Raw genomic sequence first — 18994 nt, 5'->3', positions numbered from 1 at the left:
TTTTGCTACTTCATTAGCAAAATATTTGTATTATAAAATAAGTGTGGTATTATTAAATTAGTTCGAATTATTAGATTTTCTTAAGGTGACACTGCCCGTTAGTGAAGTTTCAGGCAGTGTTACTTTTTTTGTTTATTTATGAAATAAAATTAGTTAAAATGTTATTATAATGATAATATTGTGTTTTTTTAGTAAAGAGTTTTTTCTTTGTTGTGGCAATCAACAAAAGGAATAGGATAAGCAATCAAAACAGAGCTGGATGTTATTGTATACATAAACAAGAAATAGGTTTAGAAAAGTTAAGGAATATGGGTGAACAGAATGAACCATTTAGTTGACGGGATGTTTGAGACCTTGTTTTTTGAATCAAATAGTCGAAATAAACTTCATTTATTTAAGTACTTGGTCATGCAAGAACAAAAAATTTCATTAAAAGATATAGCAAAACAATTTAATCTTTCTTATCAAGGAATTCAAACGCTAGCAAAAGAAATAATTCAAGACGAAATGCAAGAATACGGCGATTCTCAATTTATTTTAAAAACAGGGAAAGTGTTTCGCAAAGAAGAAGGACATTTGTTCACGATTGATAGCTATCGTTTATTTTTGTTAAAAAAAGAAAGTGTTACATTCACTTATTTAGTCTACAAAATGCGCCACCCAAATAAAAATGAATTAAACTATGTACAAAAACATTTGATTAGTATCTCAACTTTTCATCGGAAAATTCAGTTGTTAAAAAGTTTGTTAGCTGTTTATCAAATGAACTTAACTTTCAAAGTAACCAATGACAGTCAAGAAATCATTTACCGGACATTTCTCTATTTTTCATTGTGGTGGGGGTACCGGGGGCAAGAAAACTTATTTAACTATCTTGACAATGAGAAGAGATACCAAGCGATTGTGAATCAAGAACTCTCATTTATTACAAAACAGCAACTGATTTTATTATTAAATGTGTTGGAAAGTCGCTATGTATCGAAGAAATATTTGACAGACTTTGTATTGAGTAAAGATGTACAAACACTTTTTCGTGAGCAAAGTCATCCCTATACGGAATTGTGGCACCATTTACCCAAGAAGGTTAGAAGTGCAGAAAAAAAATTTTTGAGTACGTTTCTCAATTTATTTATTTTAAATGAACAGATTACATCGGACCAGAAAAGAGAATTTGCCAAACAACGAGTGAGTGAGAATAAAAAAGTAGCATTATTTATAAAAACATATCTTCATTTACTTGAAAAAAATCAATTTGAACTCATTAGCAAGAGTGAATTTGTGTATGATGTGTTGCTTTTTTCAGAAGTTGCGAATAAGCTGGTCGGGAAAAACACCAAAGAATTCGTCCAGCTGATTCGATTATTATTGCCAGCGAGCTACCAGAAATACTTATTTACGCTGAGAGAAAAGGTGATTAATGAAGGCGAGCTTCAGACTGTCAAGGAAAACAAATCATTACTATTACTCTGTGTGTTATTGACCCTTCATTACCGTAAGTATCGTGCACCAGCTATTACAGTTGGTTTATCAAAAGAGTTAGGAAATACGTGTATCAAAGATCTTACATCTTTTTTGGGAAATTTTGGCTTTGTCACGGTCTTGATCGTTGAGGAAATTTCCACTGCAGAATGTGATTTACTGTTAATCAACTATTCACTTATGAAACAAAAAATGCCAAAAGAACAACGATATTATTATTGGGATCAAAGCAATTTTCCGGAGAACTACAACTTACTGGAAAGAAAAATTTTTGAAGAAAAAAATAGAAGAACTACTGAAAATAATTGAGTTTTCAGTAGTTCTTCTATTTGATTTTAGGAATGGTTGTAGAACTTATTCCATAAAACTGAAATAATCCCTGTTTATTTTTTGAATTTTAAAGAGGAAAGGAAAAATCTCACTTGTTATACTAAATTTCGTGAAATGATATCTCAATATTATAGAAAAAATTTTTCAAATAATGAGAAGTCGTCTCTTCGAGAGGGTGCTACTATTTAATAGAAGGACAAGGAGGAATTTTAGTTGTTTACATTACCAAATTATTTGTTTGAACCGTTATCTTGGGTTTGCACAGCATTGATTGTGCTCGTTTTTGCAAATCTATTATTTTTTACGGCATTATCTGTTTTTGGCTTGGTCACGCCAAAAAGAGATTATGAAATAGTTGATCCACAAAAGAAGTTTTTATTTTTGATTCCTGCACATAATGAAGCAGCGGTAATCAAGGAAACCGTCGAAGCGTTGGTTCGGCAAGAATATGATCCAAACTTGTTTGATATTGTTGTGATTGCTGATAATTGTACGGATAATACAGCGGAAATCGTTAGAAGTATCGGCAAGGCAAAAGTATTTGAAAATACGTCGAAACCGGATGAGCCAAGAGGGAAACCTCATGCGATTGCAAGTTTTATCAACAATGAAAGCTGGCAAGAATATGATTATATTGCGTTTATCGATGCAGATAACATCGTAGAACCAAATTATTTGACGGAAATGAATTCACAAAGTCTAGCACATCCAGAATTTGTGGTGATCCAAGGCTATTTGGGTATGAAAAATGTTTTCACGTCAATTACTGCCTCTGGTTATTCCGCTGTTTACTTTATTACAAATCGTGCTGTTCAATTTGCAAACTATGTTTTGGGTTGGAATGCAGCGATTGGTGGAACAGGATTTATTTTGGATACAACTTATTTGCTGGAACGCGGATGGAATCCAAGAAGTTATACAGAAGATTTCGAATTGCAAGTGGAGTTGTCAATGAATGGGTTAAGAAGTGGTTGGAATCAATTTGCAGTTGTCCATGATGAAAAACCAAATAGTTTTTTGGCGAGTCATCATCAACGAACACGTTGGGCACAAGGTCACTGGTATGTAGCATTTTCAACAACATTTAAACAATTCATTTCTTTATTTAAATCAAAGCACTTCAATGAATTGATGAGTAAGATTGAAACCTTGTTTTATTCTTATTCAATGGTACGCCCAGTAGCTTACTTAATTATTTTAGCGTTAGGAATCATTGATATTCGTTTGTTGAAATATTTACCTAATTTGTTTTCTGTTATCACATTCTGGTTAACAATGGAAGCTTTCAACTTTTTGATCATACCAACCGTTTACTTTATTGAAGAAGGTAAGGAGTATTTCCAACTGAAAAATACTTGGTGGAAAAAAATTCTGTTTTTTATTCGCTTGGTTTACTGCTTTATTTATAATTCATTAACGTATATGATTGCGCAAATCGTAGGTTTCTTCACGTGGTTCAAGCCACAAAATAAATGGAATAAAACAGTACATTCTGTACAATACAAAGATTTGGAAGGTGAACAATATGCAAGTACAAAATAATTTGAGCCTAAATAAAAAAACAAGTCGTCAACAGACGAATAAAGAGCGAGGGATTAGTTACTTTGGTAAAAATTTGACTTATTTAGTTGTGATTGCTGGTATTTTAGCATTCTTCTTTATGGGTGCATAAGTTAAGAGATTCACTGGTAGGAAGCCCATAATTATGTTAGGTGTTTGAGTTATTCTTTGAAATTAAAAAAAATTTTCAACTATTAAAGAGGAAAATTTTTTTGAAGATTAGTACAATGTGTTTGTAAGTAAATAACAACCATATGTTATTTAAGTGCAATACAATTGAAGGGAGGTGTGAAAAGTGAAAAGTTCAACATATAAGAAGTTTGTTTTATTAAGTAGCGTGTTTCTAACTTTATCAGTAGCAAATAATCTTGTAACAATTGTTCACGCAGAAACAACCGATCAAACAACTCTTTCATCGAAAGCAACCAAAACAAAGACCACTCAAACCTCTGAAAATTCAAGTGATCAGACGAATACTTCCGTAAAAGAGTCGAAAGAAAAAAATATTTCAAGTTCTATTATAGCGGAAACAGCGATGAGTGCAACGGAAAATGAAACAAAAGCAGATGATGCAATCAAAAAAGATGTTCTCCCCAGAATAACTCCAAAAATTGCTACAGGCTCTGTTTCTTATAAAGCGAATTCTAGTGTTTATACGTTAAATACAACTTATACTGGAACGATTACTTTGACTAACAAAGATGGTGATTCGATTCCTGCAGGTACAACAATAGTTATTTCTATTCCGACAGAAGCAATTGATTATAGCGCAATTGACTTAACAGATGAAAATATTTCAAGCTATTTTGATGTAACCATTGACAAAAATGCTGGAACGATCACATTTGTTGTTAAAAATGACATTGTTGGTGATACGACGATTTCAGCTGATTTCCATACCAAAGTAATTGGAAATACTGGGACAACATATAATGTCTCAGCAACGACGACATCAAACGGACAAGATATTCCGACAATTGTTGGAACACCTAAGTTAACCGTGGATACGAACACACCACCAATTTACGATTATGTTAACTCTTACTGGGGAATTTCAGATGGAACTCCTGGGAATTTTGTTGGCAAAGATGGTTCTAATGTAGGTGGACTACCAACTGGTAATTTTACCCGTACGTCAGATGTGATTCAAAATTTTATTCAGGTCAACTATTCTGGTGAAAACATTTTACCCGCTGATTGTTTTTATCGTTTTGCTTGGTACATCGAACCAATAGGAAACGGAAAAGTTACTATTACAGATGAAGATATAGCAAACATTGTTGTTCGAGATACAATAACACAAGCGGTGATTCCTAAGCAATATTATAAAGTGTATCGAGATGCTACCAAACCAGACAACAATGAAATTTGGATTGATTTACAGTCAGAAAAAACTTCTGGAGGCTACATCAAACGTGATGGTAGTTACGAAGCTAGTGTCAGTGCTCATGCCAATAATGATAGCATCACGTACCCAAGCCAATCTTATATCTATATGGCTACAGCCAACGGAGGAAATATCGCTGGTGGGAAACATTTTGATTTGAATAACCAGTTCTTAACAACAGGCGACAGTACTGTTTTTGCTAACTTGAGTGTTGAAGACAAAACATTTTATGTTGGAGACTTGACAGCTGCGAATATCAAAGAAAAATTATTAAAAAATATTGTTGCTAAAGATACGAATGACGGCGATATCAGTAGCCAAGTAACGGTCGATGATAGCCAAGTCCAAGCGGATACACCCGGAAAATACAAAGTAACATACTCTGTTACGAATTCTACTGGACATATTTCAACTAAGACAGCAACGGTGACAATCTTAGAAAGAAAAGATGGTGCACCTGTCACTGTTGAATATGTGGATGAAGATGGGAATGACATCGCTGAAAAAGATGTTTTGAACGGTAAGGTTGATGATCCGTATACGTCTCAAGCAAAAACAATCGATAATTATACTTTACTCAAAGAACCAGATAATAAAGAAGGTAAATTTACTGATAAAGCTCAAACAGTCACATATATTTATCAAGGCAAACTTCTCTTTGTTGATGCGCCAACAAAACTGCAATTTGGTGAGCACACTATTTCAGCAAAAGACGAAACTTATTCGTTAAAATCTTTGGATAAGAACTTACTCATCAAAGATTTACGTAAAAATGGTTCTACTTGGAGTTTAACTGCAAAATTAAATCAAGCATTTATTGGCACAACAACAAGTAAAAAACTTGGTGCTACACTCTATTACATGAATCCAAGTCAAGGAAAACAAGCGATCACAACAGATGAAAGTGTTGTGATTCATAATCAAACAACAAGCGACCATGAGGAACAGAATGTGTCTCAAGACTGGCAGTCAAAAGCAGATACTCTTCAATTATTTGTTCCCGGTGGAAAAGCTGTTGTCGATACGTATGATGCGACCATCGAATGGGATTTAAACGATGTGGTACCAAATGAATAAGGGGATAGAAAGCTATGAAAAAAAGAAACAAATGCTTCGCCGCGTTACTATCCTTCATCTTATTCTTTGGCTTTGCTACTCGGATTGAGGCGGAACAAGTTGCTGATTCGAGTACAACGAAAGCAGCCGTTGGTTTCTATGAAACAGGGGATAGTAATACAAGTGATTCAAGCAATCAAATAAATAATCATAACGATCAAACAACAAATAACACAGTTAATAATGAAACAAGACAACTTGTTCCTGATACTACACAATCAGGTTCATATCATGTTACATCAGGCGTACTTCCAAAAACTGGAGCTGTTGATTCAGCACCTATCACGATGAGCGGGTATTTCCTGCTAATGGTGGGGGTCATTTATTTATTCAAAAAACGAAAAGAGGAATTTTAAAATGAAAAAAGTAATTATGGGATTAGTATTATCAGCAACGTTATTATCAGCAACAGCGGGTGCAACTGTTTATGCTGCTGAAGTCGACCAAAAAAATACAACAGGTGAAGTTGGGTTCAAAACACCTGATAGTGGCGCGTTGACATTAGTGAGTGCTGCGGATCTTGACTTCGGTATGCATGCAATTTCAGCAGCTGATGAAGTCTACACTTCTGAAACAGATACTGTCAGCACTGTTCGAGACATACGTGGGACAGAAGCAGGTTGGGCATTACAAGTTTCAGAAAATGGTCAATTCAAAAATGGTACACATGAATTAACAAATGCAGAAATTACATTAGTTTCACCTTCGATTGATGCAAACTCAACAGCAATTGCACATGAAAAAACAGGTGTTGCTTTGAAAACAACCAATGAAGCTGCAGTTATCATGGATGCTCAAACAGGTGAAGGGAATGGTTTAGCAATTGAAGATTTTGCTAAAGGAACAGCGTCTCTAAGCGTTCCTGGTGCAACAGTCAAAGTGGCTGGTCAATATACAACTACACTTAATTGGGTATTAACAGATGGCGTTGCAAACAACTAGTCATTCGTAAAGATGTAGGAATAGACAGTCATCAGGCTATCTATTCCTATTTTTTTAAAGGAGAAAAAAATGAAAAATAAAATCCAAGCTTTTTTATTCGTTGCTATTTCAGTCTGCTCTTTCTACTCATTCCAATTTGTATCAGCTGCCTCTGTTGATTTCCAAGTAAATCCATTACCTTCAGAGAAACAAGTAAATCAAACATTGTCTTATTACGACTTACAACTGGAACCAAAAGAAACAACCGAGTTAGTTGTTCAAGTTACGAATAATGCCGACCATCCAATTGTGATCGATACGAACGTTGATCATGCGTCAACAAATAGTAACGGCGTTGTAGAGTACAAAAATAGCCAGCAATTTGAATCAGTTAACTTAACCAATGATATGAAACAGTTGGTAAAAGTCCAGACAGAAAAACTTGCTTTAAAAGCAAAAGAAACCAAGGAATTAACGTATACGATTACTGCGCCAGAAAAAAATTTTGATGGTGTTGTAGCGGGTGGAATCAACATTGTCGAAGAACTTGCAAAAGAAAATGAAGACAGTGGAAAGAATAAAAGCAGTATGGCAGTTCAAAATCAATATGGTTATACGATCGCATTGATTTTACACGGTGAAAAAGAAGTAACGAAACCTATTATTGAACCCGGAAAAATCAAAGTAGAACAAGTGAATGGACGAAACAGTATCAAATTCCCTTTGAAAAATACCAGTGGGATGTTTATCAATAAATTGAACGTCAATGGTAGCATTCGCAAAATGAATGAGAAAGAAGTATTGTACACCACTAAAATTGAAAATGGACAGCAAGCACCTAACTCCGTTTATAATTTCGATATTCGCACGGACGGGAAAAATTTAAGTCCTGGGAAATATACAGCAACTTTGACTGCAGAATCAAAGGGCAACAAATGGAAATTCACACAAAATTTTACTATTTCGGAAAAAACTGCCACTGATTTGAATCGAACAGCAGTTGCTGAGAAAAAGGATCATACGACGCTTTATCTGATTCTTTTGATTTGTGGCATTTTATTGCTTCTTTTTATTATTATCTTTATTTACATTCACAAGAAAAATCAGAAAATCAAAAAATTAATGAATGAACTACAGAAAGAAGATAGCGCCAGCTAAGTAGTAGCTATTTTAATGAGGAATCATATGAAGGAACTATTTGAAAAAGAGACGTTGGCCAAGCTGATGTTATTCTCTTATATTGATAATTTAGATACGGACGCTTTTGCAGTCAAAGATATTGAAAAACAATTTGACTTAACTTATTTTCGGGCAAATAAACTTTTAGGCTTATTGATCGAAGACTTTAAAACAATGGAGTTAGATGACTACTTCTTTATCTCCAAAAATAAAAGTAAATATATTTATAAGAAAAACTGTTTAGATTCAATCAATCGTTTGATTTGGAAATATGGTAGAGAATCTTATTTATTTAGCCTTTTAGATTACTTCTTAAAAAATGGTATGAACACCAAAGAAATTATGGAAAACTACAGTTACTATCATTATGTTAGTGTTTCTTATTCTTATGTCATCAAAAATAAACTGGAATCTTTTTTAGATATGCATCAAATGAATTTTTTGGTTGGACAGGTCAATGAAAGTAAGTTGCGCATTTTTTTAGCACAGATTTACTTTTATATTTTTAAAAATTACGAGAACCCTTTTTCCGCGCAGGAGTGGGAAAAGGCAACAGCTTTTATTGATGAATTACAAAAATTAAGAATCATCGAACCATTGGGAAGATTAAAAAAAACGAAACTTTTGTATTATTGTTTGGTTTCTTTTTTTCGAGTGGAGAACGGACAAAACAGTGTAACTGACAGGTTGCTTGTTTCAACAGATGAATGTTACGTGGAGCCAATCACTAAGAGCTATCACCACTTTACTGAAAAAAAGGACAAGACCCAAACAACCGATGTGGTTACCTTGATCAATTATCTCCGAATCAATCAGTATCTTTGCCAAGAAAAAGAACGTAACGTAGGGAAAGAAAATAAATTGGCAGATTTGACGCAAGAATTATTGAGCACAGTGGGGATCAAGTCCTCAGATGAATGTTTGAATCATCAGTTATCTGAATTATTGTTCAAGTTTTTTTATTACAAAGATAGTCTACTAGATGGGCATTTTTATGTTATTTTAGATTTCTTCTTTGATAGTTTTACTCAAGAAATGGGACAAATTTTACACTTTTTGGGTAAGAAAGAAACAATCTCGCTAATTGGTGATCAAACTGAAAATCAGCAAGTATTATTAGAAATACTTTTGATTCTTGTCAATAGTCAAGCCTATCAAAATCAAAAAAAAGCAATCACGATCACGATTGATTTTACTTTAGGAGAACAATACAACAACTATATTGCCAATAACATTGTTCATTTACCGTTCGTTACCCTCAAAGTTGACAATCAGTACTCACCTCAAACAGATATTTATTTATCTGATGTATTGCCTGAAATAGTCGAAAGTGACTACTTGATTTGGAACAGCCCACCAAGTTCAAAAGATTGGAAAGTCTTCGGGAATTTGGTATCAAAAATTTATGGAATGAGAAATAGCCTATGAAAAAATATTTAATCGTTTTTTTGTTTAGCTCGGTTATGCTGATGAATGGAGAAAAGCCCAGTGTTCCAAAATTGTATCATGCAGAAAAAGAAATTATACGTGAGGAAGACCATGCGAAAGAAACGAGTATTGGTTTTTATGAAAAAAATATCAAAAAGAAGAAAGCCACGCAACCGGTGACTAGTTTTGCACCAACGAATGGGATCAGTAAAAAGAAAATTGCTAATTTTGGAAGCGGCGCATTATCGTCAACTAAGCTAGGAAATCTTTTTGAAAGCTTATCAGGTACGCTCATTTTTGGAGGTAAATCAGATGAGAGGGAATAAAAAGAGTTATTTTTTGCTTTTTTTTTATGTGGGATTAGCGTTAATTAGCTATCAGTACGTTGAAAATTCGATTTTTACCCAACACATCGTAACGGCTAAGTATCAGATGGTCGATAATCTTGAAAATGGCAAGACGATTCCATTTGAAGAAGTAAAGTCAGCAACGGTTAGTGATGTATTTACAGCAAAAAGTGAAGAACTAGAGGCGATTGGTGTATTATCAATTCCTCAGTTGGCACTAGCTGTTCCGGTTTTTCCTGGAATTAGTCAAAATGCTATGCTAATTGGTGCGGCAACAATGTATACTAGGCGAGACCCGTTGAAAGACAATATGATTTTTTTGGGACATCATTTAAGTGAAAAAGGATTGTTGTTTGGCAAATTAGCAAATGCAAAAAAGGGTCAGAAAATTGATTTGGATTACTTAGGGAAGAGCTATCATTATGTGATTACTGAGAAAAAAATAATTGATGAACAAGAAGTGAACTATATCGAAGAAAATCCAGCAAAAACTTTGACATTGCTGACATGCGACAAAGCATCAGAGACAACGAAACGGATTTTAGTCAAAGCAAAAATAGTAGAAATGTCTCAAAAATCAACAGCTAACAAACAATTTTCATCAAAGAACTCGATTGAAAAAATCCAGCAAGTAAGTAAAAAAATAATCCGAAAAGTCTATTTACAATTGTTTTTCTTTGGTTTGATCGCAATCGTGGGTACGAGTGTCATTTTATTTAGTAATAAGATTTGAGGTGTTATTATGAACTATTATGGAAAGGTATCAAGCTATAAACAAAGATATTATTTAGAAAGAATCTCTAGTTTGAATAAAAAATTGCCACGTATGGGTGCATACAATTACCAGATAGAAACAGTTTTTTTAGAAAATCGTTGTCCAGTGACTTCCATTTCACTATATGAAGCAAAAAAATTGGTCAAAACTTGGCGAATTAGCGTTCAAGATGATGCTAATATCATTAGTAAGACAAATGATGATTTCGTTATTGGGATTGATGGCCAATGGACAAATGCTAAAAACAAGGTTTTAAATGATGCAAAAGCGATTATTCTACACTTGTAAATCACTACTATTCTTGAGATAAAATGCCCGATATAAATTGTGTATCAGGTATTTTTTTTATTGCTAAATGGATCAATTTGATAAATAAAACAGCAACTATTTGATTTTTAGGTTATTTTAATGGACGTTATATTTATTTTTTTATTTTAAATTTCATATAAAATAACTTATATATTTTAAAATTTTGTTATCTTTTAATGTTGACGTTGTAATTTAAGGGTGTTATACTAGTTTTTGTAAGCGGTAATAATTATTTTGTTTTTTTAAAAGTATTATTGTTATAACCGTTTTTTAAAAAATAAATGTATAGGGGTTTTGTTATGAAAAAGTCGTCGATTATTTTATCTTTATCAGGTGTTTTATTTTCAGTAGCGTTATTAGGTCATGCGGATTCGGTCAAAGCTGAGACAAGCCAGCCAGCTATCGAAGTCAAACAAGTAAAAAGCAGTGTAGACGTTGGAACATGGGAAGAATTCAAAACAGCGATTAAAGATGTAAATGTAACAGATATTAATTTAACAGCTGATATCACATTAGAAGCAACTGAATCAATTACCAATTTGACAAAAAATATTCACGGGAATGGGCATACAATTGATGCTGATTTACACCAACTTTATTTTACAAAAGCAGATACAGTTGGCTTAATGGAAGATGTAAAAATTATCAATACGGACATATACGGGTTACTTTGGAGCGCATATACAGCAAATATTACATATAAAAATGTCGACCATTCAGGAAGACAAATGATTTATTTACCAGAAGGAAAACTGACTTTAGAGGGTAAAGTATCGAGTGTTTCTACGACAGAGGAAGTTTTCCAAGGAAAAGAGTTGGAAGTATTACCAGGAGCGACTGTTAACTTAGAAGATACATCAGGATTATCTGCTTTGAGCATGGGCTATGCTGAAGGTACACTAACAGTTGGAAAAGATGCGAGCGTGACGATCAAAGCGGAAAAAACTTCGATTTTAGGCGGATCAAAATTTGCTATGGTCAATGAAGGTACAATGGAAATCAATTCTGCTGATCAACGAGGAATCAATTTAGCTTCCGGAAGTACGCTAGAATTGAAAGATGGTAGTCACTTGAAAATTCATACAGAGGATACTGTTTATGAAAGTATCCTTGTTACTTCAGGTAACTTCTTTGTTCGAAGCGGAGCAACGATTGAAGCAGAATCAAATGGGAATCAAAGTACGATTATTGCTGGAAAAGAAATTATGTTTGAAAATGGTTCAAATTATTCAATTACGAATCATCACGCTGAAGGTCCAGTTTTGGGAGGATATGCAACTACTGCACATGTTACCTTAGACTCGCCAACCGGCTATAATTTGTGGTGGGTAGATCGCGTAGAGGAAGCTGATCCTCAAGAAGTTATTGCGGGTCCCGTAAAATCTTCTTTCAATATTTTAGGCTATACTCACGCAGGAATACACACAACGAACTATTCATCAACTGATCCACATTTTGAATCATCACCATTTACAAATTATGGGAAAATTCAAGGTGGTTCATTTGTAGATGATGGGATTGTTGTTGATGCACCAGTCTTTAATCCAGTTACCGATCAAGATAAAACATTATCTGGAACAGGGACACCAGGAGCAACAGTGAATGCCTATGTAGACGGTACGCTGATTGGTACGGGGACAGTAGATTCAACAGGAAACTGGACAATCACAGTGGAACCACAAAATGAAGGTACAAAAATTGATGTGAACCAAGTAATCGATGGGAAAGAAAGTGACAAAGTCTCACAAGTAGTTACGCATGAAGAAAAAATCGACGCACCTGTTTTCAATGTTGTGAATGACAAGGATAAACAGTTAACCGGAATTGGGACACCAGGAGCAACAATTAATGCCTATGTAGATGGCGTGTTACTTGGAACAGGCACTGTTGGAGATGACGGTCGTTGGACAATCACGATTGAACCACAAGCAGAAGGTACTAAGATCGACGTGAACCAAGTAATTAATGGCAAGGAAAGTGAGTATGTTTCGCAAATCGTTAGTCATTTAGATCAAACGATCAACTTCTTCAAACTAGGCTATTGGCAAAATTATGGATTGGTTTTAGAAGGATCAATCGATAATGGTAGTTTGGACTTGACGAATAAAGATGCTGTGAAGAAGACACTTCATCTAACAGCGGCCGATGGGACAGAGGTAGGAACATTTGCCTGTGCAAACCATGATTGGTACAATAACGGCGTCTTTAATGGGTACCAGGCAATTGTTGAAGATACTGTGCTAGCTGGGTTAGAACCAGGAGAATATAAATTAAGTGTCACACTTGAAGTAGGCGACTTTAACGAAACACAAGACTTAAATGTCGGAAGTGCTGTCCGTGATAATTATGCCCATATTTTTACTGAAATTCCAGAAACAACCGTTGGTAGCCATACGATTGCACCATTAGAAAAAGAGGGTATTGGTTATTTAGTGGTGAAGTAATTAGTTGAATATGTATTTAGAAAACCACACACTCTTTTGTTAAAAGAGATGTGTGGTTTTCTTTTTTTGATTGGCGGGATTCTGTTGAAAATACATGAGCTGTGATAAACTAAGGTGGAGTAGAAAATGGAGGAATGAGTACATGCAAGATTACCAATATCCAATTGATTTAGATTGGACAACGGATGAAATGGTGACCGTGATGAATATGTGGGAAGCCTTAGAAAAAGCGAATGAAGTTGGGATTAATAATGAAAATTTTTTAGCTGCTTATCAGCAGTTTAAAACAGTAGTGAAATCCATTGGGGAAGAAAAACGATTAGGTCGAGAGTTTGAAAAAGTGTCGGGTTATTCGCTTTATCGAACGGTCCAAATGGCGAAAAAAAATCAGAAAAAAACTCTGAAGATGAATGGGTGAACTAAATGGAACCAATAATTCACGAAATCAAAAGTTGGTTGCTTGAAGCAGGCGAAAAAGTCAAAGCGAGTGAACGGCAACAACTAACAGTCTTTGAAAAAACAAATCGAAAAGACTTAGTCACGAATATGGATCGAAAAGTTCAACAATTTCTAGTTCAAAAGATCATGGCATTTGATCCAGAAGCAAAAATACTGGCTGAAGAAGATGGCTACAATGAACTAACCGATTTAACTGGACGGGTATTTATTATTGACCCCATTGACGGAACACTTAATTTTGTGATGGAAGGCGAAAATTTTTGTATCATGCTGGCTATGTATGAAAATGGTGTAGGGCAATTAGGCTTTATTTATGACGTGATGAAAGATGAATTGTACTGGGGCGGACAAGGGATAGGCATCTATCAAAATGATTTGCAACTTCCAAAGCCTGAAGATAAGGCGTTAGAGGCTGGATTACTAGGAATGAATGGCTATTTATTTGCCCATAATAAATTTAATATTCGAACGATTGGCGAAGAAAGTATGGGTGTCAGAATCACTGGGTGTGCGGGGCTGGAAATGATTGCGATGCTCAAAGGAAATCATATTGGTTATTTGTCAAACTTGAGTCCGTGGGATTATGCAGCTGGCTGTGTTTTGCTAAAGGAATTCGATTTCTTCTATAGTAATATGAACGGAGATCAGTTAGCTTTTCATGGACGCGAATTGTTTGTCGCTGCAACATCAAAAGCGTTCAAGCAAATCCATTCATTATTAGAGATGTGAAGAGATGTGATCGGAGGCAAATGAAGCTTAAAAAACTGGAAAGTGGGATTTTTCGTGATGAAAATGAAAAAAAGTTGACAGTTTATTAAGTTTCGCGAAAAAATGAAAACATTTCACTATATTTCATGAAAAAAGTTTGCTATAATAAGCAGTCGAGTAAATTGCCCTGTCAGAAATAAACTGATAAAAGAAGGAGTTAGTTACATTGAATTATAGAAACGATATCCGTAACGTAGCAATTATTGCCCACGTCGATCACGGAAAAACAACATTAGTTGATGAGTTATTGAAACAATCAGATACATTAGACGCACATACACAATTACAAGAACGTGCGATGGATTCAAATGCTTTAGAAAAAGAACGTGGGATTACAATCTTAGCTAAAAATACAGCTGTTGATTATAAAGGTATTCGCGTAAACATCATGGATACACCTGGACACGCGGACTTCGGTGGTGAAGTTGAACGTATCATGAAAATGGTTGATGGTGTAGTTTTAGTTGTTGATGCTTACGAAGGGACAATGCCTCAAACACGTTTTGTTTTGAAAAAAGCTTTAGAACAACACATTACACCAATCGTTGTTGTGAACAAAATTGACAAACCATCTGCTCGCCCTGAACACGTTGTTGATGAAGTACTTGAACTTTTCATCGAATTAGGTGCGGATGACGATCAATTAGATTTCCCAGTTATTTATGCCTCTGCATTAAACGGAACTTCAAGCTTGTCTGATGATCCTGCAGATCAAGAAGAAACAATGGCGCCAATTTTTGATACAATTATTGAAAAAATTCCTGCACCAGTTGATAATAGCGACGAACCTTTACAATTCCAAGTCTCATTGCTTGATTACAATGATTATGTTGGACGTATCGGTATTGGTCGTGTATTCCGTGGAACAATCAAGGTTGGTGACCAAGTAGCTTTGATGAAACTTGATGGAACAGTTAAAAAATTCCGCGTAACAAAATTATTTGGTTTCTTTGGACTAAAACGTCTAGAAATCGAAGAAGCAAAAGCTGGAGATTTGATTGCTGTATCTGGTATGGAAGATATCTTCGTTGGAGAAACTGTTACACCAGTTGACCATCAAGATGCTTTACCAATTTTACACATTGATGAACCAACTTTACAAATGACATTCTTAGTTAATAATTCACCATTCGCAGGTCGCGAAGGTAAATATGTAACAGCTAGAAAAATCGAAGAACGCCTAATGGCTGAATTGCAAACAGACGTGTCTCTACGTGTTGAACCAACAAATTCACCTGACGCTTGGACTGTTTCAGGACGTGGGGAATTACATTTGTCAATCTTGATTGAAACAATGCGTCGTGAAGGCTATGAATTACAAGTATCACGTCCAGAAGTTATCGAAAAAGAAATTGATGGTGTGAAATGTGAACCTTTTGAACGTGTACAAATCGACACACCAGAAGAATACATGGGTAGCGTGATTGAATCATTAAGCTTGCGTAAAGGTGAAATGCAAGACATGGTTCATACTGGAAATGGTCAAATTCGTTTGACTTTCTTAACACCAGCTCGTGGCTTGATTGGTTATTCAACCGAGTTCCTTTCAATGACTCGTGGATATGGTATCATGAACCACACATTCGATCAATATTTACCAATGTTAGCTGGTCAAATTGGTGGACGTCACCAAGGTGCATTAGTTTCTATTGATACTGGTAAAGCAACTACTTACTCAATCATGAGTATTGAAGAACGCGGAACAGTCTTTGTAGAACCAGGTACAGATGTATATGAAGGTATGATTATTGGCGAAAACAGTCGTGATAATGACTTAACAGTCAACATTACTAAAGCAAAGCAAATGACTAATGTTCGTTCTGCTAATAAGGATCAAACTTCTGTCATCAAAAAGCCTAAGCAATTAACACTTGAAGAATCACTTGAATTCTTGAATGATGATGAGTACTGCGAAGTAACGCCAGAATCAATTCGTTTGAGAAAACATATCTTAAACAAAAATGCTCGTGAAAAAGCATCTAAAAAGAAAAAATAATTCATTGATGAATGAATAATCTTAAGGCCAGCTCGTTCAAAATGAGCTGGTCTTTTTTCATCTGTGGAGAAGTGAAAAAGAAAAAGAAGAAAAGTCTCGTCAAAACAGATAAAAACTTTTAAAAGTTTTTTAAAAACCTTGAAATCTCTCCGTAAATGTTTCATATTTTCTCTTTGTTCCACAAGGGGGTGCTTGTACTGTGTTGTATCTCGAAGTAAACTAAAAAAGAAAGGAGTCACAATATGTATGAAATATTAAAAAAATATTTTGGTTATGAACAATTTCGTCCTGGTCAGCAAGAAATCATTCAAAAAATTTTTGACCAACAAGACGTCTTAGGCATTATGCCAACTGGTAGTGGGAAATCAATTTGTTATCAGCTACCAGCAATTATGATGGATGGACTAACAATCGTTGTGTCGCCCTTGATTTCTTTGATGAAAGATCAGGTCGATGCAGCGAACCAGCTAGGGATTCCTGCGACATTTATCAACAGTTCTTTAACAGGAAAAGAGACAGCTGAAAGATTTTATTTATTGAATCGCAATCAGTGTAAATTACTCTATGTTGCGCCGGAACGTTTCATTATGCCTGATTTTCAGCAGGCAATGAGCAATTGGAAAGTTGAACTGATTGCAATCGATGAAGCCCATTGTATTTCACAATGGGGACACGATTTTCGTCCAAGCTATTTGCAAATGGCTGAGGTTTTGGCCCAGTTACCGAGTCGTCCAGCAATCGTAGCCTTAACAGCTACAGCAACTACTCAAGTGGCTACAGATATCAAAAGACTTTTAAAAATCCCTGACAACAATCATATTCAAACTGGTTTTGCTCGAGAAAATTTAACTTTTCAAGTAATCAAAGATCAAAAAAAGGAACAATATTTGCTTGAATATTTAAAAATAAATAAAAATCAATCTGGAATTATTTATGCGGCAACACGAAAAGAAGTGGATCGTGTGTATTATTTGTTACAAAAGTTTGGTTTTTCAGTTGGACGCTATCATGGTGGATTAAATGAACGGGAGCGAACTGAAATGCAAGAAGCGTTTTTATTTGACCGTATTCAGTTGATTGTAGCAACTAATGCTTTTGGTATGGGAATCAATAAAAGTAACGTTCGCTTTGTGATCCATTATCAAATTCCTGGATCTTTAGAAGCCTACTATCAAGAAGCAGGACGAGCAGGACGAGATGGATTGCCAAGTGAGGCCATTTTGTTGTTTGCTGCTCAAGATATTCAAGTTCAAAAATTTTTTATCCAACAATCACAACGTGACGAAAACCAAAAACAAAAAGAATACGAGAAATTAAAAGCAATGACTGAATATGCGTATATTGAGTCTTGTTTGCAACAATATATCTTAACTTATTTTGGCGAAAAAAGTACGCCTTGTAATCGATGTGGAAACTGCCTAGATGATCGTGAGCTAATTGAAGTAACAACTGAAGCACAAATGGTGCTATCTTGTCTTAAAAGAATGGGCGAAGCTTACGGAAAACAGCTTTTGATGAAGGTATTGGCGGGTTCTAAAGAACAGAAAGTAAAAACGTTAGGATTTCAACAATTGTCGACCTATGGACTATTGAAGAAGCAATCTCAAAAAGATATTTTACAACTCATTGAATATTTGATTTCAAGTGGTTACCTGTTATCTGTGACAGGTGAGTTTCCAGTGCTTAAAGTAACTGATAAAGGAATCCAAGTGTTGAAAAATGAACAGAAAGTTTATCGAAAAGAGGCGAAAAAAGTTCGACAATTAGCAGAAAATGACACCTTGTTTGAACAGCTTCGTGAGTTGCGAACAGACTTGGCCGCTGATGCTGGAGTGCCTCCTTATGTGGTTTTCTCTGATTCGACATTGAAAGAATTAAGTCAAGTACGTCCAACAAATCGACTAGAAATGTTACAAATCAAAGGTGTTGGGCAAAGTAAATTAGATAAATATGGTGAAGCATTTTTAAAAGTTTTGAATGAAACAACGTAAAAAAAAACACAGGAAAGTTTGTTTGATAAAACTGATTTTTATTTTTGAAAAAAATTTTTGAAAAAGTTTGTAAGCTGAAAAAAATCTGTATCTACTTTAAGAAAAAAATAGATAAAAAAGGGAGGAATCCCTTGATTTTACTGTTCGTTAAAAAATCAAGTATGTTATAATGAGTAAATTAGAATAGGGGGTAGACATAGATGGATTCTCTAACCAAAGAATTCGCTGTTCACGTGTTAAAAGAAGATGCAAATCGGATCAAACGTTTGATTCGTAATCAAAAAAACAGTCTGTGTATTTCACAATGCAAAGCATTTGAAGAAGTGGTGGATACGCAGATGTATGGTTTTTCTCAACAAGTTAGCTTTGCTATTCGTGTGGGAATCATTGAAAAAGACGAAGGACAGCTAATTTTGAGTGAACTAGAACGTGAACTGAATCAATTATATAATGATGTTTATCAGGAAAACTATGAAAAAAATGAAAGTGGCAGGGAGGAATAAAC

At 34.8% G+C, this 18994-nt stretch carries 17 protein-coding genes; all 17 read left to right on the top strand.

Going from position 1 to position 18994, the window contains the following annotated elements:
- Nucleotides 1-321: 321 nt before the first annotated feature.
- Nucleotides 322-1788 (top strand): hypothetical protein, encoded by a 1467-nt coding sequence (locus AC4BC3_RS07655; protein WP_490466196.1) that lies wholly within the window; start codon nucleotides 322-324, stop codon nucleotides 1786-1788.
- Nucleotides 1789-2022: 234 nt separating this feature from the next.
- On the top strand, nucleotides 2023-3351 hold the full coding sequence (locus tag AC4BC3_RS07650; RefSeq protein ID WP_206909265.1) for a glycosyltransferase family 2 protein: 1329 nt from the start codon (nucleotides 2023-2025) through the stop codon (nucleotides 3349-3351).
- Nucleotides 3335-3481, top strand: coding sequence for a hypothetical protein (locus AC4BC3_RS07645; RefSeq protein WP_206909266.1), 147 nt, complete (start codon nucleotides 3335-3337; stop codon nucleotides 3479-3481). Before AC4BC3_RS07650 ends, AC4BC3_RS07645 begins: the two co-directional genes overlap by 17 nt.
- 183 nt (nucleotides 3482-3664) lie before the next feature.
- A complete protein-coding gene (locus tag AC4BC3_RS07640; protein WP_490466195.1) occupies nucleotides 3665-5833 on the top strand; it encodes a MucBP domain-containing protein in 2169 nt (722 codons plus the stop codon).
- A 14-nt stretch (nucleotides 5834-5847) separates the two neighbouring features.
- Nucleotides 5848-6228: an LPXTG cell wall anchor domain-containing protein gene (locus AC4BC3_RS07635; protein WP_490466194.1), complete on the top strand. Its 381-nt coding sequence runs from the start codon at nucleotides 5848-5850 to the stop codon at nucleotides 6226-6228.
- A gap of 1 nt (nucleotide 6229) precedes the next feature.
- Entirely contained in the window at nucleotides 6230-6814 is a 585-nt protein-coding gene (locus AC4BC3_RS07630; protein WP_490466193.1) for a WxL domain-containing protein, read from the top strand.
- A 69-nt stretch (nucleotides 6815-6883) separates the two neighbouring features.
- Nucleotides 6884-7951, top strand: coding sequence for a WxLIP family cell surface protein (locus AC4BC3_RS07625; RefSeq protein WP_490466192.1), 1068 nt, complete (start codon nucleotides 6884-6886; stop codon nucleotides 7949-7951).
- A gap of 27 nt (nucleotides 7952-7978) precedes the next feature.
- Nucleotides 7979-9400, top strand: coding sequence for a hypothetical protein (locus AC4BC3_RS07620; RefSeq protein WP_490466191.1), 1422 nt, complete (start codon nucleotides 7979-7981; stop codon nucleotides 9398-9400).
- On the top strand, nucleotides 9397-9726 hold the full coding sequence (locus AC4BC3_RS07615; protein WP_206909275.1) for a hypothetical protein: 330 nt from the start codon (nucleotides 9397-9399) through the stop codon (nucleotides 9724-9726). The genes AC4BC3_RS07620 and AC4BC3_RS07615 overlap by 4 nt, the downstream gene beginning before the upstream one ends.
- Nucleotides 9713-10480, top strand: a complete 768-nt coding sequence (locus tag AC4BC3_RS07610) for a class A sortase (protein WP_490466190.1) — start codon at nucleotides 9713-9715, stop codon at nucleotides 10478-10480. Before AC4BC3_RS07615 ends, AC4BC3_RS07610 begins: the two co-directional genes overlap by 14 nt.
- A gap of 9 nt (nucleotides 10481-10489) precedes the next feature.
- Nucleotides 10490-10810, top strand: a complete 321-nt coding sequence (locus AC4BC3_RS07605) for a hypothetical protein (protein WP_490466189.1) — start codon at nucleotides 10490-10492, stop codon at nucleotides 10808-10810.
- Between the two features lie 320 nt (nucleotides 10811-11130).
- Nucleotides 11131-13275 (top strand): pectate lyase-like adhesive domain-containing protein, encoded by a 2145-nt coding sequence (locus AC4BC3_RS07600; protein WP_490466188.1) that lies wholly within the window; start codon nucleotides 11131-11133, stop codon nucleotides 13273-13275.
- Nucleotides 13276-13417: 142 nt separating this feature from the next.
- Nucleotides 13418-13693: a UPF0223 family protein gene (locus AC4BC3_RS07595; RefSeq protein WP_206909282.1), complete on the top strand. Its 276-nt coding sequence runs from the start codon at nucleotides 13418-13420 to the stop codon at nucleotides 13691-13693.
- Nucleotides 13694-13698: 5 nt separating this feature from the next.
- The gene (locus tag AC4BC3_RS07590) at nucleotides 13699-14463 is read left to right on the top strand and encodes an inositol monophosphatase family protein (RefSeq protein ID WP_206909284.1); all 765 of its coding nucleotides are present in this window, start codon (nucleotides 13699-13701) and stop codon (nucleotides 14461-14463) included.
- Nucleotides 14464-14668: 205 nt separating this feature from the next.
- Nucleotides 14669-16498: a translational GTPase TypA gene (gene typA, locus AC4BC3_RS07585; protein WP_206909286.1), complete on the top strand. Its 1830-nt coding sequence runs from the start codon at nucleotides 14669-14671 to the stop codon at nucleotides 16496-16498.
- 242 nt (nucleotides 16499-16740) lie between these two features.
- Nucleotides 16741-18489 carry a DNA helicase RecQ gene (gene recQ, locus AC4BC3_RS07580; protein ID WP_490466187.1) on the top strand — a complete coding sequence of 583 codons (1749 nt, stop codon included), beginning with the start codon at nucleotides 16741-16743 and terminating at the stop codon, nucleotides 18487-18489.
- 200 nt (nucleotides 18490-18689) lie between these two features.
- A complete protein-coding gene (locus AC4BC3_RS07575; protein WP_206899276.1) occupies nucleotides 18690-18992 on the top strand; it encodes an Fpa/YlaN family protein in 303 nt (100 codons plus the stop codon).
- Nucleotides 18993-18994: the final 2 nt, after the last annotated feature.

It is taken from the genome of Enterococcus sp. AAFC-DPL-6103, from assembly GCF_058216595.1.
The sequence above is the reverse complement of the archived record's forward strand: the minus strand, read 5'-3'. Positions and strand labels throughout refer to the sequence as shown.